Source organism: Aliiglaciecola aliphaticivorans, assembly GCF_054782055.1.
This window is the reverse complement of sequence record NZ_BAAGTF010000011.1, coordinates 34,241-59,409: the sequence shown is the minus strand read 5'-3', so window position 1 is coordinate 59,409 and position 25,169 is coordinate 34,241. Positions and strand designations below refer to the sequence as shown.

26 protein-coding genes are annotated in these 25,169 nt (G+C 41.1%); 15 read left to right on the top strand and 11 right to left on the bottom strand.

Annotated elements, in window-relative coordinates; translation table 11 throughout:
- The first annotated feature begins 55 nt into the window (after nt 1-55).
- From ACYVIL_RS07075 to ACYVIL_RS07055, 5 genes are all read left to right on the top strand, one after another.
- Entirely contained in the window at nt 56-2,152 is a 2,097-nt protein-coding gene (locus tag ACYVIL_RS07075) for a methyl-accepting chemotaxis protein (RefSeq protein ID WP_460312016.1), read from the top strand.
- Nucleotides 2,153-2,274: 122 nt separating this feature from the next.
- A complete protein-coding gene (locus ACYVIL_RS07070) occupies nt 2,275-3,873 on the top strand; it encodes an AbgT family transporter (protein WP_303475419.1) in 1,599 nt (532 codons plus the stop codon).
- 99 nt (nt 3,874-3,972) lie between these two features.
- Nucleotides 3,973-5,052 (top strand): ferrochelatase, encoded by a 1,080-nt coding sequence (gene hemH / locus ACYVIL_RS07065; protein ID WP_303475528.1) that lies wholly within the window; start codon nt 3,973-3,975, stop codon nt 5,050-5,052.
- Complete coding sequence (locus ACYVIL_RS07060; RefSeq protein WP_460312015.1) at nt 5,049-5,483, top strand: DUF4112 domain-containing protein; 435 nt, start codon at nt 5,049-5,051, stop codon at nt 5,481-5,483. Before hemH ends, ACYVIL_RS07060 begins: the two co-directional genes overlap by 4 nt.
- A complete protein-coding gene (locus ACYVIL_RS07055) occupies nt 5,470-6,078 on the top strand; it encodes a glutathione S-transferase family protein (protein WP_460312014.1) in 609 nt (202 codons plus the stop codon). The genes ACYVIL_RS07060 and ACYVIL_RS07055 overlap by 14 nt, the downstream gene beginning before the upstream one ends.
- Nucleotides 6,079-6,143: 65 nt before the next feature.
- On the opposite strand, the gene ACYVIL_RS07050 is transcribed toward ACYVIL_RS07055, so the two are convergent.
- Both ACYVIL_RS07050 and ACYVIL_RS07045 read right to left on the bottom strand, forming a co-directional pair.
- On the bottom strand, nt 6,144-7,037 hold the full coding sequence (locus ACYVIL_RS07050; RefSeq protein WP_303475428.1) for a carbon-nitrogen hydrolase: 894 nt from the start codon (nt 7,035-7,037) through the stop codon (nt 6,144-6,146).
- A 1-nt stretch (nt 7,038) separates the two neighbouring features.
- Nucleotides 7,039-8,103, bottom strand: a complete 1,065-nt coding sequence (locus tag ACYVIL_RS07045) for an agmatine deiminase family protein (protein WP_460312013.1) — start codon at nt 8,101-8,103, stop codon at nt 7,039-7,041.
- Nucleotides 8,104-8,279: 176 nt separating this feature from the next.
- On the opposite strand from ACYVIL_RS07045, the gene ACYVIL_RS07040 reads away from it, so the two are divergent.
- Nucleotides 8,280-9,029 (top strand): ferredoxin--NADP reductase, encoded by a 750-nt coding sequence (locus tag ACYVIL_RS07040; RefSeq protein ID WP_460312012.1) that lies wholly within the window; start codon nt 8,280-8,282, stop codon nt 9,027-9,029.
- 50 nt (nt 9,030-9,079) lie between these two features.
- On the top strand, nt 9,080-10,273 hold the full coding sequence (locus ACYVIL_RS07035) for a tetratricopeptide repeat protein (RefSeq protein WP_460312011.1): 1,194 nt from the start codon (nt 9,080-9,082) through the stop codon (nt 10,271-10,273).
- A gap of 13 nt (nt 10,274-10,286) precedes the next feature.
- Here the strand turns inward: ACYVIL_RS07035 and ACYVIL_RS07030 are convergent, their stop codons facing one another.
- Nucleotides 10,287-10,610, bottom strand: a complete 324-nt coding sequence (locus ACYVIL_RS07030) for a hypothetical protein (RefSeq protein ID WP_303475436.1) — start codon at nt 10,608-10,610, stop codon at nt 10,287-10,289.
- A 53-nt stretch (nt 10,611-10,663) separates the two neighbouring features.
- Entirely contained in the window at nt 10,664-10,852 is a 189-nt protein-coding gene (locus ACYVIL_RS07025; RefSeq protein ID WP_460312010.1) for a hypothetical protein, read from the bottom strand.
- 259 nt (nt 10,853-11,111) lie between these two features.
- Here ACYVIL_RS07025 and ACYVIL_RS07020 point away from each other — a divergent pair, with 259 nt between their 5' ends.
- Nucleotides 11,112-11,747: a LysE family translocator gene (locus ACYVIL_RS07020; RefSeq protein WP_303475441.1), complete on the top strand. Its 636-nt coding sequence runs from the start codon at nt 11,112-11,114 to the stop codon at nt 11,745-11,747.
- 163 nt (nt 11,748-11,910) lie between these two features.
- On the opposite strand, the gene soxR is transcribed toward ACYVIL_RS07020, so the two are convergent.
- The gene (soxR, locus tag ACYVIL_RS07015) at nt 11,911-12,348 is read right to left on the bottom strand and encodes a redox-sensitive transcriptional activator SoxR (protein ID WP_460312009.1); all 438 of its coding nucleotides are present in this window, start codon (nt 12,346-12,348) and stop codon (nt 11,911-11,913) included.
- 272 nt (nt 12,349-12,620) lie between these two features.
- Here soxR and ACYVIL_RS07010 point away from each other — a divergent pair, with 272 nt between their 5' ends.
- Nucleotides 12,621-13,043 carry a VOC family protein gene (locus ACYVIL_RS07010; RefSeq protein WP_303475445.1) on the top strand — a complete coding sequence of 141 codons (423 nt, stop codon included), beginning with the start codon at nt 12,621-12,623 and terminating at the stop codon, nt 13,041-13,043.
- Between the two features lie 76 nt (nt 13,044-13,119).
- Here the strand turns inward: ACYVIL_RS07010 and gloA2 are convergent, their stop codons facing one another.
- The 6 genes from gloA2 to ACYVIL_RS06980 all read right to left on the bottom strand — a co-directional run bounded on the left by gloA2 (nt 13,120) and on the right by ACYVIL_RS06980 (nt 19,767).
- Nucleotides 13,120-13,518, bottom strand: coding sequence for an SMU1112c/YaeR family gloxylase I-like metalloprotein (gloA2, locus tag ACYVIL_RS07005; RefSeq protein ID WP_303475447.1), 399 nt, complete (start codon nt 13,516-13,518; stop codon nt 13,120-13,122).
- 16 nt (nt 13,519-13,534) lie between these two features.
- On the bottom strand, nt 13,535-15,649 hold the full coding sequence (locus tag ACYVIL_RS07000) for an alpha-amylase family glycosyl hydrolase (RefSeq protein WP_460312008.1): 2,115 nt from the start codon (nt 15,647-15,649) through the stop codon (nt 13,535-13,537).
- An 18-nt stretch (nt 15,650-15,667) separates the two neighbouring features.
- Nucleotides 15,668-16,639, bottom strand: a complete 972-nt coding sequence (locus ACYVIL_RS06995; RefSeq protein ID WP_460312007.1) for an aldo/keto reductase — start codon at nt 16,637-16,639, stop codon at nt 15,668-15,670.
- Nucleotides 16,640-16,752: 113 nt separating this feature from the next.
- Complete coding sequence (cydB, locus tag ACYVIL_RS06990) at nt 16,753-17,751, bottom strand: cytochrome d ubiquinol oxidase subunit II (protein ID WP_303475455.1); 999 nt, start codon at nt 17,749-17,751, stop codon at nt 16,753-16,755.
- Nucleotides 17,748-19,112 carry a cytochrome ubiquinol oxidase subunit I gene (locus ACYVIL_RS06985; RefSeq protein ID WP_303475457.1) on the bottom strand — a complete coding sequence of 455 codons (1,365 nt, stop codon included), beginning with the start codon at nt 19,110-19,112 and terminating at the stop codon, nt 17,748-17,750. The genes cydB and ACYVIL_RS06985 overlap by 4 nt, the downstream gene beginning before the upstream one ends.
- 109 nt (nt 19,113-19,221) lie before the next feature.
- The gene (locus tag ACYVIL_RS06980) at nt 19,222-19,767 is read right to left on the bottom strand and encodes a GbsR/MarR family transcriptional regulator (protein ID WP_303475459.1); all 546 of its coding nucleotides are present in this window, start codon (nt 19,765-19,767) and stop codon (nt 19,222-19,224) included.
- A 569-nt stretch (nt 19,768-20,336) separates the two neighbouring features.
- Here ACYVIL_RS06980 and ACYVIL_RS06975 point away from each other — a divergent pair.
- The 6 genes from ACYVIL_RS06975 to ACYVIL_RS06950 all read left to right on the top strand — a co-directional run bounded on the left by ACYVIL_RS06975 (nt 20,337) and on the right by ACYVIL_RS06950 (nt 25,082).
- A complete protein-coding gene (locus ACYVIL_RS06975; RefSeq protein WP_460312006.1) occupies nt 20,337-21,311 on the top strand; it encodes a DUF1852 domain-containing protein in 975 nt (324 codons plus the stop codon).
- 30 nt (nt 21,312-21,341) lie between these two features.
- Nucleotides 21,342-22,370, top strand: coding sequence for a methionine synthase (locus tag ACYVIL_RS06970; RefSeq protein ID WP_460312005.1), 1,029 nt, complete (start codon nt 21,342-21,344; stop codon nt 22,368-22,370).
- Between the two features lie 75 nt (nt 22,371-22,445).
- Nucleotides 22,446-23,309 (top strand): alpha/beta hydrolase family protein, encoded by an 864-nt coding sequence (locus tag ACYVIL_RS06965; protein WP_460312004.1) that lies wholly within the window; start codon nt 22,446-22,448, stop codon nt 23,307-23,309.
- Nucleotides 23,310-23,369: 60 nt separating this feature from the next.
- Complete coding sequence (locus ACYVIL_RS06960) at nt 23,370-23,831, top strand: GNAT family N-acetyltransferase (protein WP_368411648.1); 462 nt, start codon at nt 23,370-23,372, stop codon at nt 23,829-23,831.
- Between the two features lie 97 nt (nt 23,832-23,928).
- On the top strand, nt 23,929-24,450 hold the full coding sequence (locus ACYVIL_RS06955; RefSeq protein WP_303475469.1) for a lipocalin family protein: 522 nt from the start codon (nt 23,929-23,931) through the stop codon (nt 24,448-24,450).
- A 104-nt stretch (nt 24,451-24,554) separates the two neighbouring features.
- Nucleotides 24,555-25,082 (top strand): hypothetical protein, encoded by a 528-nt coding sequence (locus ACYVIL_RS06950; RefSeq protein ID WP_303475472.1) that lies wholly within the window; start codon nt 24,555-24,557, stop codon nt 25,080-25,082.
- Nucleotides 25,083-25,169: the final 87 nt, after the last annotated feature.

The window sequence follows — 25,169 nt, the reverse complement described above, 5'->3', positions numbered from 1 at the left end:
CACCGCTGATCAGTTAGCATTAGTCTCGGCATGGTATTGAGTTGTTAGTTTATTTTTGGCGAAACAAATTATAACTCTTTACCATGCCGCTCAAAAACCAATCACGAAAGATCAACAGGCCCTAGTGACGCGATTAATTATTAATTTTTTAAGGCATTTCAATGTCGTTAAAATAACCCTCATAAGTCTTATTGTCTTTTCGATCTTAGTGGTTTTCTTTGCGTCTGTTAGCTTGCACAGTGCATGGCAACAGGTACAACAAAGTGATGAGGACCTGTATCTATTAAATATTTTGGATAAATTGGAAAAAGTTGCCCATCATCATGCAGTTGAGCGAGGGTTAACCGCCGGTTTTTTAGCGTCTGGCAGTGATACTCAATACGCGGCATTAAAACAGCAACGGTTGAAAGCTGACATAGCAGCAGATGATTTACGGAATACCCTAAATCAACAATGGCCAGAAAAACAACAACTCAATGCTGCTTTATTACTGTATACCAAGCATATTCAGCAACAGGCCACTATTCGCAAACAAGTGGATGCAGGTAGCGCGGCTAGAGCTTTTAGGCATTACAGCCTATTGAATCGATTTGCTTTGGACGCTGTGCAGAATCTTCGCGGCAAGATCAATAATCAAGATGTTTACCAAGGTGTGAGTGGAGCACTCTATTTGGCCTGGTTAAAAGAATACGCAGGGCAATCAAGAGGGAAAATAAACGGTGCTATCGCTAAAAAACAAGTTTCAAATTTAGCTAAATCTGAAATTGAAAGCTACGTCACCAATTTCCAAATCACCAGTCAATACTTACCGCTTTTTTTGTCGTTGCCATTACAACAACAAATAGACCGCATTTTTAGTTCACCTTCGTATCGAGAAATGTTGCAGATACAATCCGAAATTTTGCAGAGCAAAACGACTAATATTGAAACCGAATATACGTCTGAACAATGGTTTAAGCTGGCTACTCAACAAATTGTCGCCCTGAAAAAAGTCCTCGACCAGCAATGGATGTTGCAACACCAACTATCCCAAGATATGCGTTCTCAAGCTATGTTCTTGTTAGTCTTAGAATCGGTAATTTTAGCCATAGTCATGATTCTTTTGGCGATATTAAACATTTATTTAGTGAGGTCGATGCGCTTACGTTTAAAAAAATTAACCATTGATTTGCAGAAAATAGCCGATAACGGGGATTTGACCGTTGATATCAGACTGAAAGGAAAAGATGAGCTAGGGGCTATTTCAAACTCAATGCATGTTACTTTCGCAGCATTTCGAAATTTGATTATCAATTTAATATCCTCGATACAGTCAGGTCAAAAGTTAGGGGAAGAGTTAAACTCCGCCAGTAAATTAGTATTACGCAACGGTGAGCATAACCATTTACTGGCGAGTAATATTTCCACTTCTCTTGAAGAAATGTCTCAAACTAGCGAAGAGATTGCGAAATCTGCAACTATTACCCTTGAGGCCAGCGATGAGTTGCAGGAGAAAAATAGTCAAAATATAGAAGTGAATCTATCCAACAGTAATGCCCTAAAAACCATGTCGCAAAATATGTTGGCGGTTCGACAAAAAGCGAACAATATGGAACAGCAAGTTACTGCTATTAGTAGTATTCTGGAAACTATTAATTCCTTAGCAGATCAAACTAATCTTTTAGCCCTAAATGCTGCCATTGAAGCAGCCAGAGCCGGTGAGGCTGGGCGCGGTTTTGCCGTTGTTGCTGATGAAGTCAGAAAGCTGGCTAAAGGGAGTAAATCCAGTTCAGACTCTATTTCACAATTACTCAAAGATTTACAAGGCGCAAGTAATGATGTGGTCTTGTCCATTGAAGAAAATGTCTCAACTGCACAAGATTCGTTACAGCGAGCAGCCGATGTAGAAGTCTTATCTGCAGAACTAATCGAGCAAGTCAGTGAACTTGAACAGCTATCCATTACCGTTGCTACTGCTGCAGAAGAGCAAGCGGTTACCATCAAACAAATTGCCGAAGATACCACCGAAGTCCTTGATTCATCGAATGAAGGTTTGTCTATTGCGAAGGATTTAGAAAGCATATTTGGCCGCCTTTCGGCTAATGAAAAAGCCCAGCAGCAGATGATTGAAAGTTTCATTGTTGAGGGCGCTGAATCCAAAAATCCAACCTAAAATGCTTATTTTAGCCCTAGGCTGCACTTTGTAGATATATTTCGCTATCATATGCCAAAAAATAATAAGGACTTATAGCTAACGGAGTTGGTAACAAAGTCCGTAAAGACAGAGGAATAGTTTTGGTTCAAGGTCAAACAAGCAATCAGCCATCAAATGAACAGAATTCAGGATGGTTTTCGAGGTTTCTAGCAACCGTAGAATGGCTAGGTAATTTACTTCCACACCCCATTACCCTATTTGCCATATTAGCGCTTTTCATTGTGGTGCTAAGTGGCATTCTTGGTTATTTTGATGTTGCGGTATTAGACCCGCGTCCTTTAGGGGCTAAGGGCCGTGATCCCGATGGTTGGATTGAAGTGGTGTCGCTGCTCAATGCTGAGGGACTGCAACGGATTGTGACAGGGTTGGTAACTAACTTTACTGGATTTGCGCCTTTAGGGACGGTGTTAGTTGCGTTACTGGGGGTTTCCGTTGCGGAACATTCTGGTTTACTTTCAACCGCCATGCGAGCAATGGTGATGAATGCCTCTGAACGCATGGTTACTATAACTGTAGTTTTAGCGGGAATTTTATCCAATACTGCATCTGAGTTAGGTTATGTGGTGTTAATACCGCTAGCGGCGATGATTTTCCATTCCCTTGGGCGTCATCCTTTAGCTGGGTTAGCTGCGGCTTTTGCCGGGGTTTCTGGTGGTTATAGTGCGAATTTATTGTTAGGTACCGTTGACCCATTACTGTCAGGCATTACCGAGTCTGCCGCTCATATGATTGCGCCAGATTATATCGTTGGTCCAGAGGTGAACTGGTACTTTATGATTGTTAGCACCTTTGCCGTTGCCGCGATGGGGGCGTTTGTAACGGAAAAAATAGTAGAGCCAAGACTGGGTAAGTATGACCCTAGTGAAGCTTCGGTTGAATTAGAAAAGCAAGAGATGACTGCACCTAGCGCGCAAGAAAAGAAGGGGCTTAAAATGGCCGGCCTTTCCTTCGTGATTGTCTGTGCCCTGTTAGCCCTTACAGTTGTGCCGGAAAATGGCATTTTGCGCCATCCTGAAACGGGTTTGGTAGCGGGCTCGCCTTTCCTCAAAGGCATTGTTGCCTTCATTTTTATTACCTTTGCTGTACCTGGGTTTGTCTATGGCAAAATCGTAGGTACCATGAAAAATGATAAAGACATAATCAACGCCATGTCAAAAAGCATGGGGTCAATGGGCTTGTACATTACCTTAGTGTTTTTTGCCGCGCAGTTTGTAGCATTCTTTAAATGGACGAATTTGGGAACCGTGCTTGCGGTTAAAGGCGCTTCTTTACTCACAGCCCTTGGCCTAGATGGACCAGAAGTGTTTATTTTGTTCATCTTTATGTGTGGTTTAGTGAACCTTTCTTTAGGCAGTGCGTCTGCACAATGGGCGGTTACTGCGCCTATTTTCGTACCCATGCTCATGTTAATTGGTTATTCTCCTGAAGTGATCCAGGCTGCTTATCGAATTGGTGATTCAGTAACCAACGTTATTTCCCCAATGATGAGTTATTTTGGATTGATTTTAGCTATCGCAGCTCGTTATAAAAAGGATTTAGGTATGGGCACGTTAATCGCCACTATGTTACCTTATTCAATCACCTTTTTTGTCGGTTGGACGCTTCTGTTCTATATTTGGGTATTTTGGCTGGGAATGCCGGTAGGACCAAATGTAGAAACCCTATATAATGGAGGCTGATAACCGTTAACGGTTTGTATTGTTTAGCATTAAGTTCCACGCACTAATCCAATTAGGGGAATGGTGCGTAGAACTTATAAAATTGAGACCAAGTCATTAATGAAATTTTCAGGCAGCCCTAACTTCAAACATAAGCAAGCAGATAAAATTGGTGTATTGATTACCAATTTAGGTACCCCAGAAGCGCCAACCAAAAAGGCACTTAAAACCTATTTAAAACAATTCCTTTCAGACCCCCGTGTCGTTGAGATACCTAGATTGCTGTGGTGGATGATCCTGAACTTAGTGATCCTAAATATTCGTCCTAAACGTTCTGCAAAGGCCTATGCTAGTGTTTGGGAAGATGAAGGCTCGCCGTTAATGATCCATGCAAAAAACCAAGCTGCAGCTTTGAAGCAGAAAATGCAAGAAACCCATGGCGAGGAAGTGGTTGTAGACTTTGCCATGCGTTATGGCTCGCCTAGCATTTCTGGTACGGTAGAAAGCATGATGCAACAAGGCGTGCGCAAATTAGTTGTCTTGCCATTGTATCCTCAATACAGTGCGTCAACCACGGCCTCTACATTTGATGCGCTATCTGATGATTTTCAAAAGCGACGTTGGATACCCGATTTACGCTTCATATCACAATACTGCGATCACCCTGATTACATCCAAGCTGTAGCTAATAAAATCCGGCAACATTGGCAGCAACATGAACAAGCTGACAAACTGATTTTTTCTTTTCATGGTATTCCCGAGCGTTATTTAACTAACGGCGACCCGTATTTTTGTCAGTGCCACAAGACAGCCCGCTTAATCGCCGAAAACTTAGGCCTCCAACAAGATCAATTTCTAGTTTGTTTCCAATCCCGTTTTGGACGAGAAGAGTGGTTAAAACCTTATACCGATCACACTTTACAGGGGCTTCCCGCAACAGGTGTTGAGTCTGTGCAAATTGTCTGCCCAGGATTCTCCGTAGACTGCCTAGAAACAATAGAAGAAATAGGTATTGAGAATCGAGATTATTTTTTAGAAGCGGGCGGTAAGCGTTATGAATATATTCCAGCTCTCAACGATGATCCTGAGCATATTGAAATGATGGCATCAATTCTAACTGCCAATCTGCATGGCTGGACGTCAGCGTCAGACAATTCAGTTAGAGCAGAATTAGCGAAAGCGAAGGGCGCAACGTTATGAGTGATGAATCAACGGCTTCTATCGCCGCTCCCAAAGCCTTAGTGGTGGCCCAAAAACTGGGCAATATGTCTGATACTGCAGTCCGTATCCCCTTTACCAAAGTAAAGTTTGGCCTCGATTTTCTAATCGGTCTAATACCAGGTGTCGGTGATATGATTATGTTAATTGTAGGGGCGGTGATAATCATTATGGGTAAAACCATTGGCTTGCCAACCCCGTTAATTTTGAAAATGTTGAAAAATAGCCTGATCGATTTTGTATTAGGTTTAGTGCCTTTTGTCGGTGATATTGCAGATATATTTTATAAATCGAATCAAGCAAATGTTCGTATTATGGAGCGCTGGTGGCTAAGTCAAAATAAAGCAGCTATAGATGCGCATACTCAACAACAATTAGCGAATTGGCAGGAAACCAAAAATGAAGATATATGATACCCAAACAGCGCCCACGCCTCGAATAGTACGCATATTTCTAGCCGAAAAAGGCATAGAAATGGACTATGTACAAGTCGATTTACAAAAGGGCGAAAATATGACCCCAGAGATGCGGCAGAAAAACCCCATTGGAAAGGTGCCTGTTCTTGAATTAGATGACGGTACTTGTATTGGTGAATCTGTCGCTATTTGTCGTTACTTTGAAGCGTTGCAACCAGCGCCTGCATTGATGGGAACCACGCCACTTGAACAGGCTCAAATCGAAATGTGGCAGCGCCAAGTTGAGTTTGCCTTATTTATGCAAGTAGGGATGTGTTTTCAGCATTCCACCGGCTATTTTAAAGACCGTATGACTCCCGTACCTGAGTACGGTAAAGTTGCTGGGATATCTGCTAGTAAGTATTTAAATGTTCTTGAAAAGCGCCTGCAATCTAACGAGTTTATTGCCGGTGACAATTTCTCAATCGCAGACATTACCGCTATGTGTGCTATAGATTTTGCCCGAGTAGTACAAATAAAAGTTAACGATGAACAGGTTAATCTACAGCGCTGGTACAAGGCTGTGAGTGCTAGATCTAGTGCGAGTGCTTAATTAGCCTTCGCACCTATTGGTCTTAACGGGTTATTGCCGTTCAAGTTTAAGGGAGGGGTTAGTGGCTAATCTCTCCAGCGGCGTGTGATATCTTGATAGTCATCAATACGACGATCCCTAAAGTAGGGCCATATTCTTTTTATCTGTTCGGTTCTAGCTAAGTCTAATTCTACCATTAGGTTTTCTTGCTTATCGCTGCTCGCTTGGGCAAGGACTTCCCCCTGAGGGCCGGCAATAAAGCTTTGCCCCCAAAATTGGATGCCAGGATCGCCTGCCACAGGAGAGGCTTCAAACCCTGTACGATTGGCCACAATAACAGGTACTGAATTCGCCACAGCATGTGAGCGTTGAATGGTTTGCCAAGCGTTAAATTGGCGCTGCTTTTCTTCCGTTGTGTCTGTGTTATCCCAACCAATTGCCGTTGGGTAAAACAACATGTCAGCTCCTGCCATCGCCATTAATCGAGCTGCTTCTGGATACCATTGATCCCAGCAAACCAGAACGCCTAATCGACCAACACTAGTATCGATGGGTTCAAACCCTAAGTCCCCTGGGGTAAAGTAAAATTTTTCGTAAAATCCAGGATCGTCCGGTATATGCATTTTACGATACTTACCAACCATACCTGCTTGTCGGTCAAATACGACCGCCGTATTGTGGTATAACCCAGAGCCGCGCTTTTCAAATAATGAGGTGACTAACACTATGTTGTGTTTAGCCGCTAAATCGGCGAAATAATCTGTGGCAGGACCAGGAATTGTTTCGGCTAAATCAAAATAATCGGTGTTTTCTTCCTGGCAGAAATACAGGGTGCTATGGAGTTCTTGCAATAGCACTAATTCACAGCCATCGGCTGCAAGCTTGGCAACTTGCTTAGCGCTATTTTCCCAGTTTTCAGATTTATCATTGCTGCTAATGGCTTGTTGTACTAAGCCAACTTTCAATGTGTTTTTATTCATTTTACCCTTCACATCCATAAACAGTTAAGCCATTGCTAAGGTATTCGATAACCTCAGCTTTCAATGTTCCCACAGGAACCTGCATGCTAATACAGTGCACACTGCCAAATTGTTGTACTAAAGGCAAACTATCAATGGGCACGATTGTGTAATCTGGATATGCTCCAGCGATGATATTCAAGGCTAATTCATCTTCAGGTTGAGCATACACAGGGCACAATATCTGATGGTTTGAAATTAAGAAATTAGCGTAAGATGCAGGTAAACGCTCACCAACCTCATTCACTAAGTGTGGTAGCGGAAGTTCAAAAATATCATGATTAGGCAAGAGGGTTCTAAGCTCATCAACTAACGCAGCTAGCCCGCTGAAATGACTATCTTCAGGGCGATTAAAACAAGACTGAATGACCACCCCATGGTTGTCAGTGAACCTCACTATGGTATCAATATGCCCATCGGTATCGTCACCTTCTAGGTGACCATTTTGTAAAATACTGACGCGGGTTGCACCTAGATGTTCAGCAAATAGAGATTGATATGAAGCGCACGTCATCTGGCCATTGCGTTCAGGGTTTTGTAGACACATGGCGGTGGAAAGCAAGTGCCCATTTTGATCTATCTCCAGCGCGCCACCTTCAACGACTAAATCCACACTTTTAAGAGCGGCTTTACACAGGTTCGCTAACACTGTGGCATTCACTTTATTGTCTAACTGGGCGTCAAATTTATTTCCCCACCCATTGAATTTAAATTCAATAGGTTGCATGACATTTCCTTGTTTAAGCGTCAGAAAACAATAGTCTCTACACCAGGTATCGTTGTAGTTAGTCACTACAAACATCAATTTTTTGGACCCTTTCAGAAACAGTTTAGCCGCCTCAACCTCTTGCTCTTTGATCAACAATATCACCCCGGTATTGTTACGAGTGATGGCATCAATGAGTTGCTTGTAGGTTTGTCTGACTTCCTTTAACCATGGTTTCCAATCGGTTTTATCATCAGGCCAGGCTAAAATTACGGCTTCTTGTGCATACCATTCTGGTGGCAATGTTAATTCTGGTTTCATTAGACTATTTAGTTAAACAGATTCAGCGGCAATTATACCCTTCCCCCTAAGGTAGGGGTAGATTTTTATGTGTCGAAGAATATTCCCAAGGCTCACGTTTTTGATGATATGAGTCAATGGACTTTAGCAGTGGGCATGTTAACGTAAGAGGGTAATTATCAACTTTGGAGCATATTATGGCGCAATGGCATGATGGAAAAATTGTCAATCGAGTTGATTGGAATGATCATTTGTTTAGTCTGCAATTCGAATGTACTGCGTTTCCTAAATTCAAAGCCGGCCAATTTACAAAAGTCGGCCTTATCCAAGACGATAATAAGGTGTTATCCCGCCCTTATTCATTGGTGAACTCGCCAAATGCGGAATATTTAGAAATTATTGCTGTGCCAGTGGAAAATGGTAGTCTGTCTCCTAAGCTACACGAACTACAGATCGGCGACGAAGTGAAAATTATGTCACCGGCCACCGGTTTTTTAGTCTTAGAAGAAGTTCCACAAAGCGAAACCTTGTTTTTGATAGCCACGGGAACAGGAGTAGGGCCTTTTATTTCCATATTAGAAAGTGAAGAAGCTTGGAGCAAATACACAAATGTCGTGCTAGTTTACGGTGCAAGACAGAATAGTGATCTCGCCTATTCCGACAAAATTCAAACATGGTTAAGTGACAAGCCTGAGCAATTTCGATTTGTGCCTATTGTTAGCCGTGAATTTAACCCTAATGCATTGAAAGGGCGTATTCCTGAATTAATTGCATCCGGGGCAATCCAGCAAAAGTGCGGGATTGAGTTTGCGCCAACAACTTGTCAGGTTATGCTGTGTGGAAATCCAGAGATGATTAAAGATACGTTAGAGGTGCTTTCCACCTTTGGTCTGAAAAAACATCTGCGTCGTTCGCCTGGGCACATTAGTTTAGAACGGTATTGGTAAGTTGCCCGTATCGAATTAACGCGCAACAATAGAAATTCAAGGGTAAAGTAATGCATAGACAGCCAATCATTAAGGCTATTGGATTGGTCACAATGTTAGCTGGGTTAGGAGCCTGTCAAACATCTAATCCCAATACACCAGTTGTTTCGTCTCAACATGAAAGTCTATCTCAGGTGTCTTTGAATTGGCGCTCTAGCTTATTTAGACCCCGTGAAGTTGCCTCTGTAGATGATATTTTTCAATTGACTGTAAAGCAGCAAAATGATTTCAAAACTTACTATTTTGCTGAAAGAAACGCTCATATTGAAGGTCATGAACGTCTCTACAATTACTTAGAAATGATTCTATATGGTTTTGACTACAAAGGAGATACCTATAAAGCATCTGATGCCCTCTCTAAACACAGCGGTAATTGTCTGTCTTTGGCCATCGTGACTACGGCATTAGCAAATTTAGTGGATTTAGATGTCCGTTACCAGCGTGTAAATACCGCTCCTATTTATCAACGTTTCCATAACGTAATGACGTTATCCTCCCATGTTAGAAGTCATGTTTTTGCGCCGGAAACACCGCTAAAGAAAAATGAAATTGTCGTCGCTAGAAAAAAAATGATAATCGACTACTTTCCAGAAAAAGGTAACGTAAGAGGTGACTTCCTGAATAAGTCACAATTTTTATCAATGTATTATCAGAACTTAGCTGGCGATAGCTTAGTCGCAAAAGATTATGACCTTACCTATGCACTTCTAGCAAAAGCCATGGAAATAAGCAGTGAGGATCCAGAAACTTTAAATACGCTTGCGGTCCTATACAAAAAACTCGGTGATTTGGCCAAGGCCGAGCAAATTTATGATTACTCGTTAAATAACACCTCGGGCTCAGTCAATATTTTAAGTAATTACGCAATGCTCTTAACCGAGCAAAACCGACAAGAAGAGTTATCAACTTTACAAGAAAAGTTGATGTCCATAGAGGATGATAATCCCTATCGTTGGTACGATATAGCCAATCAACATTTTGATAAGGAAGAGCTTTTCAAAGCGTTACGTTACTTTAAAAGATCTATAAAAACCGCCCCTTATTTACACGAAGGGTATTTTGGTTTAGCAAAAACCTACTATCAATTGGGTCGAGTAAAATCCGCTAAGCAGAATATGGATAAAGCAGTGGAATTGGCATTTACACCGAAAGACAAAGTCTTGTATCAGGCAAAATTAAAAGTATTGGCCGTAAAAAAAGACTAGCCTTTGAAATGCGCTAATTAAGCTGTTTCTTCAATAACTGGCCGTTACGCTCAATTACATCAATGAGTGGAATAAAACCTGCTGGCGTAGATAAATTTGCATAACCATTAGCCATTTCCACTAAAACATCACCAAACTTAGACTTTCTGCTGGGTTGTGGGGCATAGTCGACAGACAAATTATCCACATTAACCCATGCGGTTGGTCCCCCTGATGCGGCAAAAGCAATATCTAGTTCTGAGTGTTTTACCCGTGTTGCCAATTGATATAAATCGATATGTTGAATAACAGTAGAAATAAGAACTCTTTCGTTTTCCACATTGCTTAATAAGCTCATAAGTTTATCTTGCGCGTGAAAAACGTATATCATAAAAGTCTCATCTTAATCTGTTACCCCATTACTATCACATTTTTAACATTATCCACGCCATTGGCAATGATAATTTCAAAACTCGACATACATTTTTGGCAACGCATGATTTGGGGTTGATTCATGATATGTTTTTGATGGTTATCGAGGGCATTTGCTGATAAGCAAATTGGACATAAACATTCCAGTGAAGCTTCTGTTTTAAACATGAATGACATTCCTTTTGTCTTTGAAATACTAGGTAACGCAGAGCAGTAAACTAACTGCCTGCTCATTTTGACGGTATTTATTCTGGATGCAAGTGTTTTTGTTGAATTTATACTCAGTCAGGGTAAGTAAAATAAACGGCAGTGAAATAAATCTACCGATTTAGGATTGCATATGATTTCTTAGCCCTTTTCAACGGCGTTGTGATTTAAAAATATGCTAACCTGAATCCGCTGATGTTTTTTAACGAGAAAATATAAAATGCCAACAATTGATACTTTCCTTGCGTTTTCTGTTGCGTCAATAATTATGAGTGTTTCTCCTGGCCCATCTAACCTTTACATCTTGGCCAGGACCATGGCGGATGGTCATAAGTCGGGTATAGCAGCAGCATCTGGCATGGCGATAGGTTCCATGACTTATGTTTTACTGACCGCATTGGGATTGGCGACAGTGTTCCGTTATTCGCCAACTGCCTACACTATGTTGAAGCTATGTGGGGCGGCCTATTTGATTTTTTTAGGTATTCAAGCTTTCAAAGGTGCAGGCTCTGAGCACGCGGAAAAACCTAAAGTACGCTTAATCAGTATTCCTAAAGTATTTAGACAGGGTATCTTAGTAGAACTAACCAACCCTAAAACCGCACTCTTTTTTTTGGCGTTTCTGCCGCAGTTTGTTGATCCAGAGATTGGTCAGGTGGCATTGCAAATTGGTTTGTTAGGAGCAGTGTATACGCTAATTGCCTATTGCAGTGACTTAATGGTAGTGCAGTTATCTAAAAAACTAGGAAAGTGGCTATCGTCACACCCGTTATTTGTGGCCTGGCAGGATAGATTAGCCGGTTCTATTCTATTTGGTTTAGGGGCTTATATTGGCTGGCAAGAAATAACCAATTAACTCACCTTTTTACAATTTAGTTGAGCAAACTAGAAGCTAGGGCAATCTTTAGAGGTATGAATAAATGCCACGTATGAACAGGCTTGTTCAAAATTGTATGTGAATAATCCGAGTTACCTTTTAGTCTCATTCCGCTGCCAACAACCTCTGTCTATTAGCGCCTTTAGCGTTCGAGAAGCACCGGGCCAGGTCCTTCGGTGGCAAGCTTGTCTTGAGGGTTATAAATAGGGCAGGTTTTCATTGATAAACATCCACAGCCTATACAAGCATCCAATGAATCTTTCAGTTTTATCATGCTTTGAATTCGCGCTTCTAGCTGTTGTTGCCAACTGCTAGACAGTTTCACCCAATCTTGTTTTGTCGGCGTTCTTGATGCAGGTAAGGAAGCAAAAGCGAGCTTTATATCTTGTAGACTTATGCCTAACTTTTGCGCAGCCTTAATCACCGAAACCCGCCTCAAGACATCGGCTTTATAACGCCGTTGATTTCCTGGGTTTCGCCAAGTATTGATCAGCCCTTTTTCCTCGTAAAAGTGCAGAGTGGATACATTGACACCACAACGTTTAGCCACCTCACCCACACTTAATTCTCGTTCAGCCATGATACTTCCTTTCAAATTTTTTTTTAAGAATAGGCAAAAAAACACTTTACCTCAAGTTAACTTGAGGAATTATCCTATGTTCAAGGTCAGTACTTCAAACAACTAAGGAGATTCATATGCAGTCAGATCAATCAAAGCAACGCCGTGGAAGATCACAGTTAAGTGAAACAGGCTCAGAGCTTAAGTTTTGTTTAGAAAAAGCCTCAACCAGTCGGCTAAATAATTTTTTGAATTTGTTTAACAACACAATGCATTTAAAGTGAGGTAATAGAATGATTCGATTAGAACATATCAATATTGTCGTAAAAGATATGCAGGAAACCCTCAAGTTTTATCAAGCGGCTTTCCCCCATTGGACTGTTCGCAATCAAGGTGAAGCCAATTGGTATGGCAGCAAAAGAAATTGGTTACATTTTGGTGATGAATATAATTATCTTACGTTTAATGATAATGGCAGTGGTGAAAATAGGCAGCTAAAGGGGGATCAACTAGGACTCGCGCATATTGCTTTTGAAGTAAAAAATATTTCAGCGGTTTTATCGCGTTTATTCAGCGCTGGTTTTCAACCTCACAATACTGGGGCTAACAACCAATTCAGAAAAAATTGTTATTTTATCGATCCCAGTGGATTTGAAATAGAATTTGTAGAATATTTATCAGATATACCCAGTCAGCGGAATAATTCTGATGACTAAGCAGGGAAGTAGACAGGGAAGTTGGCAGAGAGGTTATGCTCAATGGTTAACGCTCCTGTCTTACTCATCATACCGCCTAGGCTTCCAAATCTTGATAGACTTCTAAAGGTAAATTGTCTGGATCGGCAAAAAAGGTAAACTCTCGGTTGGTATATTCATCAATGCGAATTGGTTCCGGCGTCACACCTTTTTGCCGTAAATAATCACAAAAGTCAGTTACTGAGTCCACTTTGAAAGCTAAATGCCTAAGTCCTTGAGCTTCAGGTTTCGAGGGCCTTTGTGGCGCGCCTGGAAACGAAAATAATTCAATCTGGCTACCATCAGGTAAGGCTAGATCGAGCTTGTAGGAATCTCGCTGAGCGCGGTAGTTTTCTGCCAATATTTCACATCCTAAAATATCAGTATAAAACGCTTTAGACTGTGCATAGTTGCTGCAAATAATTGCCACATGATGAAAGCCTTTTAATCTCGTCATTATTGTCTCAATTTAGTCAATTTATGGGGATAAGTGATTGCTCTATATCCGCATTTTTCTCAAGGGAGAACGTCTGCACAAGGCTTCTTCCTTGCCAGTCACTAATGGATACTCGAATATCTTTTGGCGCGTAATCCGCAAATTTCAGGTGATCAGTAACCGCCGAATAGGGCGGGGTATTATCTTTGGCAATGACTTCATATTCTCCCTGTTGGTTTTTCATTTCCGTGGTCACTTCTAGTAACGGAAGTGGGTTGGAAAGCGCTTCTGATAGCTGATAATCAAAGCGAATGACCCGCCCTTGCTGTTCAAACCCTAAAAATTCAAGGGGAGCAATATTTGAATTTCTGACTTTCGAGTTGGCTTTAAGAACCGAATAACTCAATGCTGGCATAGTTATCTGTATTTTATCGCCATCCATATTAAACTCATTGTTGCCTGCTATCCATTGATAGCCTTTGCTACTGGCAGTTAGGGTAATCGTTTGTGCCTCGCTGGCCGGATTAAAGGCGAGCAAAAACTCGGTAGCCTGCTGTTTGTCCACCCGTGAAATGGCAAATGCATACTGGCTGCCTTCACTTGGGCGAGTAAAAGTAACACCTCGACGCAAGGTTGGGTGGTCCATACGCAGTTGGGCTAACCTTTGCAAAGCGCGATATAACGGATGATTTTGATCAAAATTCTCTGATGCGGTGGTGGCATCAGTGCCAAGCAAGTCCAATTCATTGTATGCTGCTACTTGTGAGGCAAACATGTCTTCTCGCGCGCCAACGTCTCCCCCTGTGCCGACGAAACCTTGCTCATCACCGTAATAGATCACTGGAATCCCCCGGGATAAATACATGAAAGTGTGGGAAAGTATAGCTCGCTGGAGTTTTTCCTCTTCACTGGCATTGGGCAGGCTCTGATTAATAAATAGTCCTGCTCGCCCCATGTGGTGATTGCTTAAAAAATTCATTAATAAATCAGCTTGGCTATCATTGTCATTGTAAAAGTCGTCATTTTCAAACAGTTGAAATACTTTAGAAGGAGGTGCGTTACGATAAAACACATCGGTCGCGGCGGCTTGAAAGCCAAAATCCAAAACTGAAGGCATATTCCCTAATGTGGTATAACTGCTTAGTTCAATAGGATCTGCACTATAGACTTCACCAAATATATGGAAATTAGGTATGCCCTGTTGTTTCGCATGGCTTAAAATAGCGGGGCTGAAGCTTGACCAAAAGCTCATATCCACGTGTTTGAGTGTATCGATTCGAAATCCATCAGGTTTGAATTCACTAATAATGTTTTTATATATTTCAATCATGCCGTTAAGCACTTGTGGATCTTTTGTGTTCAAGTCGTCTAAACCTGAGAAATCGCCATTAATTAAGCTTTCACCCTGCCAAATACTATCGCCTTGGTTGTTATAATATTTAGGATCATTTAGCCAAGAGGGGACTTTGTCATTTTCGTATCCTGGGGGAACAAACGGCGTGTATTTGTCCCCAGATTCAACTTGAGCAACAGATTTATACGGACAGCTAGGTTCGTCTGTATAGCTACCATCGGGGTTATGGCATTCTCGATAACTGATGACATCCGCCGTATGATTGGTAATGATATCGAAAAATATTTTGATGCCTTTGTTGTGGGCAGCGTTAATTAAATCTTTAAGATCTTGATGACTACCAAAATGTGGGTCGATTTGCGTAAAGTCGAGTATCCAGTAACCGTGATGGCCATAACCGTCGTTTTGAATGGCTTTGTTGCGTAAAATCGGCGTCATCCAGATGGCGCTGATCCCTAAATTTTTTAAATAATCTAATTTTTGTTCTAAGCCTTTAATATCACCGCCGTGAAAACCTTTCATATGGTCAATGATATTGCCACCTTGAGAAATGGGGATTGAGGCAGATCCCTTATCGTTTTCTGGATTGCCATTATAAAAACGGTCAGGTATCACAAAGTAGAAAATATCGTCGCGCACGTCTCGATTGAGGTAATCACTATAGATATCAGGATAAGACAAGGTAATGGGGTCAAGGGCGGGTTTTTGACTGCCTGTTACCGGTTGGTTTTGGTCTGAACAAGCGGATAAAACAGAGCTAACGAACAATAACCTAAGTAAACTGTTTAGTAATTTCATGTTGGGCTCTCTGTTAATTTACGGTAATTCACAACCACGAGCTGTGACAAATAGTGAATACCAATGCTCCCTTGATAATTCAATTTGTGAAGCTTGGGCGCAGCCTTTGATTCGCATTGAATTTGTGGTGCCAATAATAGGTTGAATTTTAGCGGGGTGACGCATTAAGAAAGCAAGTAAAATAGCTTCTGGTGATGTTTGGTAATCCGCTGCAAGTTTGTTAACCAAAGCTGCTGTTTGTTGAATATGTACTGGCTGATTCAGCAAACTTTTGCCGGTTAATATGCCTTGGCAGAGGCTTCCCCAGGCTTGTACCTGAACGTTATTTAACTGGCAATATTCCATCGTGCCAGTAGCAAAAGACAGGTCTTTTGCTTGGGGGTTATTTGCCAGCACGGCATCTTCTAAGAAATCTAAATGGGTTAAATTTAACTCGATTTGGTTGGCGACCAGGGGGACCTCGAGGGCATGCTGCAATAGCCTCATTTGATGTGAATTTTGATTCGAAACCCCAAAATGTTTGACCTTGCCACTGTTTTTTAGAATGGAAAATGCTTCGGCAACCTCGTGGGCGTCCATTAACGGATCGGGTCGGTGGAGTAGTAATATATCGATATAATCTGTATTGAGCCGGTTAAGTATGCCGTCTACAGATGATAAAAGGTATTGTTTAGAAAAGTCGAAACGTTTAGGACCTTGTTCATCTTCAAATACAATTCCACATTTAGATTGTATTAAAATATTTTCCCGTAATTCCGGACGTGCTTTTAGTACTTCTCCAAAAACCTGTTCCGCTTTTCCCATGGTGTAAATATCAGCGTGGTCAAAACTGTTAATTCCACATGCAAGGGCTGAGTCAATTACATCATGGGCCTGTTTAACATGTTTGGATTCAAATGGTGATTTTCCCCATTCTCCACCTAGTCCCATACAGCCCAAAAAAATTGGGCTCATGTTGGGAAAATACGAATTCAATGGTATTTGTTTCATGCCAGCATCTTTTAAAATCAATTAATCTGTTCATTCTAATCAGTTTACATAAAGATTACATTGAATACGTATGCCCTAGCTAACTAAAAACCATTTTGAACACCGTCCTATGTCTAATGATATTCCAAATCTCGCACTTTTCCCCAAAACACACGGTATGAGAACAAGGTGTACGCAAAAATACAGGGAATAACAATCAGTGCGCCATACAAGATGACACGCAGAGATTCCGGGGCGCTAGCAGCTTGCCAAATATTGAGTTCACCGGGCACAACAAAAGGATAAAAACTAAACGCCAATCCTAAGAAACTAAAGGTGAAAATGGCGGTACACAGCACGAAGGGCAACCAGCAACCTGCATCATCTTTAAGGGGCAGTTTTTGTAATGTGAAGTAACCAATGACAAAAAAGGCAAAACACAATATGGGCACCAAGGCAATTAAATAGGCTAGGGGAGGTTGGGTCCAACGTTCGAATACAAACGAGTTAATGAGGGGATTAATTATACACACAGCCAAAATCCCAACGAGACATACTTTTCCTGCATTTTTTGCCCATTTTATTGCTCTTAGTTGCAACTGGCCTTCGGCTTTCATGATCAACCAACAAGCACCAATTAATGCATATGCCATTGCTACGCCAGCGGCACTGAGTAGGCTAAATGCTACTGACTTCAAACTAATTTCAAAGCCCATAACAAACATGCCCAACATGTAACCCTGAGCCGCTGCGGCAATAAAAGAACCCAACTTAAATAACTTGTCCCATCGGTCTTTTTTATGGGCGATTACCTTGGCTCTAAAATCGAAGGATACGCCACGAATAATTAAGCCAATGAGTAAGATTGCTGTTGGTAAATAAAGTGCTTTTAAAATAATACTGTGAGCACTGGGAAAGGCGACTAACATCAACCCAACTGCCAACACTAACCAAGTTTCATTGGCATCCCAAAATGGGCCGATTGAAGCGATCATTTTGTCTCTTTGTTGTTGATTATCCATGGGTAACAGTAAACCCACACCCAAGTCGTAACCGTCGAGAATGGCGTATACGAGTACGGAAAACGCCATTAAACCAGCAAAAATGATGGGTAACTGATGATCTAAAATCATTGGCTTTCCTCCGCCGTTGCTCTGGTGCGTGCGGGTGTGTATTCAGCCGCATCGTATTCTTCAATTTCCACAGACTTTCTAGCCATGTAAAACAAGGTTTTTATGTAAGCAAATAACAAGAATGCATAAAGGGACAGATACATGGCTAAGCTCACCCCAACATTTTCTGGTGCGATATCTGTTACCGCATCTGCGGTGGTTAAAATACCGCTCACCAAGTAGGGTTGACGGCCAATTTCAGTAACGTACCAGCCCGCTAAAGTTGCCACCCAACCAGAAAAAGTCATGCCAATAAAAAATTTCAACATCCAAGGGGCAAGTGAACCTTTTCGCCACAAGAAATAACTTGCCACCCAACTACTGAATAACATCAGCATGCCTAAGCCAACCATGATTCTAAAACCGTAAAACACAGGCTTAACGGGCGGATGTTTACCCTCAAACTCGTTTAGACCTCTAATTTGTCCATCGGGATCATGGGTTAAAATTACACTGGCCATTTTCGGTATGGCAATCTCAAAATGATTTGTACGTTGTTCTTCATCAGGGACTGCAAATAATAGCAGTGGCGCACCATTTGTTGTTTCCCAGACGCCTTCCATTGCTGCCACTTTTTGCGGTTGATGCTCGAAAGTGTTGAGTCCATGCATATCACCCATAACCACTTGTAAAGGGGTCAGTATGGCCGCTAGAAAAATTGCGGTTTTTAAAGCCAGATTAGGCGCTTTTTTGTTGTCACCGCGAAGGATTCGGTAAGCCGAAATGCCTGCAATTAGAAAACAAATGGTTAATCCTGATGCTAACAGCATGTGCCCTAAACGATAGGGGAAGGATGGGTTAAAAATAATTTCAAACCAGTCCACTGCATAAGCGACACCATCACGCATCTCAAAACCTGTAGGAGTATGCATCCAAGAGTTGAGGGCCAAAATCCAAAATGCAGAAAGTGATGTCCCTATAGCAACAATAAAGGTTGATAAGGTATGGAGCCAGGGAGGCACGCGATTAATGCCAAATAGCATGACTCCCAGAAACGTTGCTTCTAGGAAAAATGCAGTCATGATTTCGTAAGCGAGAAGAGGTCCTGCAATATTGCCTACCGTGCCCATAAAACCAGGCCAGTTGGTGCCAAATTGAAATGACATCGTAATTCCGCTCACTACGCCCATTGCAAATGTAAGGGCAAACACTTTTACCCAAAATCGATAAATTCGCATCCATACAGGGTGCTTACTAATGTGAAAACGAACGCGAAAATAGAAAAGCATCCAACACATAGCAATGCTAATCGCTGGAAATAAAATGTGAAAACTAATATTTGCTGCAAATTGAATGCGAGAGAGTAGCATTACGTCTGCCATTGAAAACCCCTAGCGGCGCTGATTTTAGCCGTGTTTAATTAAACTTAAAACTTGATGAATTTACCCTACTTACGGCGATAATCTGCTGTCTAACCTGAACCCTTTTGAATTAACTACTTTTTAAAAACTTATCCTTCATATCTAAAACTTTACCTACCCCGGAACCTAGCTTCATTAAGGTTGATAGCTTTTCTGGACTTAGGCGCTGCAACTCTTCACTCCACTGAGTCACGTTTTCCAATAAGTCATGAATTTCTTTTAACTGTTGTTGGGCATATTCTTCTTGTTGATTCGCCGGCGTAACTAAAAGGGTATCTCGAAGGACGCTCATAGTGGGCTCAATTTCTCGTTTACGACGCTCTTCAAATACCTTGTTTGCCATATCCCAAATGCTACCTAAAGATTTAAAGTAATCTTTTCGATCTCCAGGCACATGATGCATTTGTACTAGCCGCCATGACTGTAATTCCTTCAATCCCATACTGACATTCCCGCGAGAAACATTCAGAGCTTCAGCAATGTCATTGGCGCTTAAAGGCTCTTCACTTATTACTAAAAGCGCATACATTTGCCCGACAGTGCGGTTAAACCCCCAGCGGCTGCCCATTTCACCAAAATGCATAACGAAGGTTTCTATCATGGGTGTCATTTTCATAGATAATTATCTCTTTTCTGAAGTTTCAGTAATTTCTGAAAATTATAAACATTAATTGATGTAGATCAAATATTATTTTATTTATTTGTGATTTGTGGGAGCAGGAAGGTTATCTCTCGATAGGTTATTTGACTTTGAAAAACGAACAGCATAATCCATCCTTTTCCAGTTTAGTTAGTCTGCTACAGGTTAACTAAACTGTCTGTTAAAAAAGCTGCGATCACCTTTATATGGGGGCTGTGCAAAGTACCAATTTTATTTAATTCACTATTAAAAAATCGAAAACATCAAATCAACCCCACCCACTTTAGAATTCATGAGCCTAATTCATGTATTAATGAAATTATATCATTTTTATTCATGTGTTAATCCGCGTATAAAACACTCTCTTCTTTGACTTACGACTTATATAAAAATTGCAGTGCCTTTTGATTACGTGACTTAGGTTCTGGCGATAGTGTCGCGAAAGCATTTATTGATTAACAAAGTCGTTAGTTAAAGCGGGAATGTCCATACAGGGCAGAAGATAAATTTAGGTTTTGTCGCAGATAAATTGGATACAGATCAGCATGAATAAAGAGTTTACATTTACCATTAACAGCGTCGCCTTTGATGAAGACTATCATCCATCGGAGAATACTCGTATCACTACCAACTTCGCTAATTTGGCGAGGGGGCAGAGCCGTCAAGCAAACTTGCGTAATGCGCTTAATATGATCGACAACAGTTTCAACGGTATGGCGTGTTGGGATAATCCAAATGGAAACCGCTATTCTGTGGGGTTGGATATCATCACCGTCGATATTGACATTGAGGGCAGTGGTCGTAGCTTTCCATCGATTGAAATATTAAAAACCACTATCGTAGATCATAGAACCAATAAGCGCATAGACGGCATTGTGGGCAATAATTTCTCGTCTTATCTGCGAGACTATGATTTCAGTGTTTTATTGTTAGAACATAATAAGAACCAGCCGAAATTTAGCATCCCGGATAACTTTGGCGATCTGCATGGCAAACTATTTAAATCTTTCGTTAACTCAGACGCCTACAAACAGCATTTTACAAAGCTACCTGTTATTTGTCTCAGTGTTTCGGATAACAAAACCTATTATCGGACAGAAAATCAACATCCCATATTAGGTGTTGAATATCAGGCAAGCGATTCATCTTTGACGGAACTCTATTTCAAAAAAATGGGCTTGCAGGTACGCTATTTTATGCCGCTGAATAGCGTAGCGCCACTGGCTTTTTATTCCTGTGGAGATTTGCTAAATGATTACACAGCACTAGAGCTGATCAGCACCATTAGCACTATGGAAACCTTCCAAAAAATCTATCGACCAGAGATTTATAACGCCAATGCCGTTGCTGGCCAGTGTTATCAACCGAATTTACAAAATCAGGATCATTCAATTACTCAAATAGTGTATGACCGGGAAGAGCGCAGCCAGTTGGCAAATGAGCAAGGAAAATTCGCTGAAGAGCATTTCATCAAACCTTACCAACGTGTCCTTGAGCAGTGGTCTGCTAATTACGCTTAATCATCAACCTAATATAAGATTTTATTCATTATGAAAACACTACTACCTACCTCAACTGCGGGCAGTCTGCCTAAACCTGCATGGCTTGCACAACCAGAGACACTTTGGTCACCATGGAAATTGCAAGATGAAGAGCTAATTGAAGGCAAGCGAGATGCGTTACGTCTATCACTTCAAGATCAGCAACAAGCTGGGATTGATATCGTCAGTGATGGTGAACAAACCCGCCAGCATTTTGTAACTACTTTTATTGAACACCTTGATGGGGTTGATTTTGAAAAGCGTAAGACTGTGAAAATTCGCGATCGCTATGATGCCAGCGTACCCACAGTGGTTGGTGCTGTTGCTCGTCAAAAGCCAGTTTTTGTTGAAGATGCTAAATTTTTACGAAAGCAAACCAAACAACCCATTAAATGGGCGCTTCCCGGGCCGATGACGATGATTGATACCTTGTTTGATGATCATTATAAAAGTCGCGAAAAATTAGCTTGGGAGTTCGCTAAAATTCTTAATCAAGAAGCCAAAGAGTTAGAGGCGGCCGGGGTTGATATTATTCAATTCGACGAGCCCGCCTTTAATGTGTTTTTTGATGAGGTAAATGATTGGGGTATCGCTACTTTGGAACGGGCAATTGAAGGGCTCAAATGTCAAACTGCGGTACACATTTGTTATGGTTATGGCATAAAAGCCAATACGGATTGGAAAAAGACCTTGGGCTCAGAGTGGCGGCAATATGAAAAAGCCTTTCCCAAATTGCAAACATCGAATATCGATATTGTTTCATTGGAATGTCAAAACTCTCGAGTTCCTATGGATCTTATTGAACTTCTTAGAGGTAAAAAAGTGATGGTAGGGGCCATTGATGTGGCAACTGATAAAGTAGAGACTCCTGAGGAAGTCGCTAATACCTTGCGAAAGGCCCTTGAGTTTGTCGATGCTGACAAACTATACCCATCGACCAACTGTGGTATGGCTCCTTTGCCGCAACAGGTGGCTCGCGCCAAATTATCCGCATTATCCGCGGGCACTGAATTACTGCGAAGCGAGCTTAAAAACTAATAACACTCAAGTTTAAACATGGAAAACTTAACGTCTGCAGTTTAATCTACTTAAATAGTAAAAAAGACTGTGGACGTGACTTCTGTGAATTTGATTAAGTATTTGCTGTGCTTGTATGTGTTCTTAGCAACAGATGCCTTTAGTGGGGAGACCTCATTATTATTGGATAATGGCGCTTATAAAATCCCTGCAATCTACTCTACCCCCTCCAGCCCCGGGAATTATCCGGCTGTCATTTTATTGCACGGAACGGCATCGAATAAAAATGAAGTGGGAGATTTATATGCAGTATTTGCCAAACAGCTAAGAGAGCATAATATCGCATCCATTAGAATCGATTTTGCTGGTACTGGCGATAGCGAAGTAGATTACCTGAAGTACACTTTAGACAGTGCAGTTGCTGATGCAAATATGGCACGGTTATTTTTAACTGAACAACCACAAATAGATAGCGACGCCATCGCCGTGCTTGGATTTAGTCAAGGTGGGTTGATTGCTCAATTGTTAGTAATAGAGCATCCAGAACTTGCTGCTTTGGTAACTTGGTCATCAGTGGTTGGTGATGGCAGTGAGGCGTTTTTAAGTCTATTCCAGGCTAAATACCCAAACGCCTTAGATAACGGTTTCGCCCAATTAACCTTTGACTGGCGAGGCCCCTTGAGTTTGAGTTTGCAATGGTTCGAGCAGGTCAAAAAACAAAAATCGTTAACTGAATTGGCGAACTATACTGGGCCCACTTTAGCCATTGCTGGTGGCGCTGATGACATAGTTGATCCAATCTCCTCAGTTCGGTTAATTCAAGGCGTAGGCTCCGAAGATGGCCAAGCGGTGGTGCTCAAAGGGGCCGACCATATATTTAATGTTCTAGACTCAGCCGCCCATGAAGACGAGGTTTTGCTAAAAATTACCTTGCAATGGTTACTAGAAAAGTTACATTAAATTCATGTTATTCGTTTCATTACGCACACTTAACCAAAATAAACTAGGTGAATTTAACCGTTGGAAAATATAAGTATAAGAAAAGCAACAATAGACGATCTTGAAAAATTAAGAGAATTAGAACAGAAGCTGATTGCCGCTGAGCGTCCTTTCAATTCCATATTAAAAACAAAAGATGCTATTTACTACGATATCGAAAGTTTAATTACCAGCAAGTCTTCGCATTTGGCTGTAGCGGAAATTGATGGTGAGATTATCGCCACTGGCTATGCTCAAATACGTGAGTCTAAGATTGCCCATAGACATGATTATCATGTTTATTTAGGTTTTATGTTTGTAGCTCAAGAGTATCGTGGTTTAGGAATTAACAAACAAATTATGCAAAGGCTAGTTACCTGGGGTAAAGAGCAGAATTTGAGTGATTTTTACCTAGATGTTTATGCCACCAATGAATCGGCTATTAAAGCCTACAGAAAAGCCGGATTTGCTGAATCCACCTATGAAATGAAGCTGAATCTGTAGAGTAGCTTAGTCTAAAAATTGTTTAAATAAGTGATACAAAACCGCAATTTATGCGTTATAACAAATAGATTTGTTTAGTTTATTGGGTTTACGATTTATGAAATTAAAACTTCTGTTTCTTTTGGTGGTCAGTTTTTTAGTTGCCTCATGTACTTCAATTCCTAAAGGGATTGAGCCAGTTAATAACTTTGATTTAAATAAATATTTGGGTACTTGGTACGAAATTGCTCGTTTTGACCACAGCTTTGAAGAAGGTTTAGAGCGAGTGACTGCCGAATACACTCTGCTTGATGATGGTGGAGTGAGGGTGACTAATCGTGGTTTTAATCCAGAAAATAATGAGTGGAAAGAAGCGGAAGGCAAGGCCTATTTTGTTGGAGAGGAATCAACGGGGCATTTAAAAGTATCATTTTTTGGTCCATTTTATGCCAGCTACATCATATTTTTCCTTGACCAAACTGGCTATGAGTATGCTCTAGTCAGTGGTCCAAACCGAGATTATTTGTGGATCCTCAGTAGAGAACAAGAACTGCCAAAATCAACTGTAGAGATGTTGATTCAAGAGGCCAGTGACGCCGGTTTTGATACTTCCAAGTTAATTTTCGTTGACCATAACTAGTCAAAGATATGAGGTTTCGTGCATAAATAATGAAATTAATATTTGTGTATGAAGGTCTTAGCTAAAAAGCAAACTCGAAACTAGTAAAACGCGGATGGAAAAACATGCTCGAAAGTCAGCTTGAAGTTGTGCGCCAAGCCAAGCAATTTTTAATAGAAACTGATAATAAGGATTATCAGGAGATTTTGAAACCCCATTTATCCGGAAGCGCGGGTATGCATATGCGGCACATTCTTGATCATTATTTAGCTTTAAAAAATGGTATCAGCCATAAGCTTATTGATTACGATAAGCGGAACCGATATACGGAATCTGAAAGTTGCCCTCAAGCTGCATTAAAGCAATGGCAGGAAATTGAAAACTGGCTAGTTCATGTTTGCCAACAAGATCTCAATGTGGATTTGCAGGTAAGCAGTGAAGTGAATGCTAATAAGGTCGAAAAGGTGAACGTGCACTCTACGCTCGCCAGAGAGTTAATGTTTATCTCAAGCCATGCTATTCATCATTTTTCGTTACTCAATGTGATTCAATCTTTAAGAGGTAACACAACGCCTGAAAACTTTGGCGTTGCTCCTGCCACCATCAGTTTTCAGCGAGAAAAGGCGGGTAAAGTGTCGGTTGCCAATCCATAAATCCTTCTAAAACTCCTATCTAAATGCATAAAACCATAGAAATTTTGTGGTTTTTATGCATAATATCGCCGCTTAAATTCCAATCTA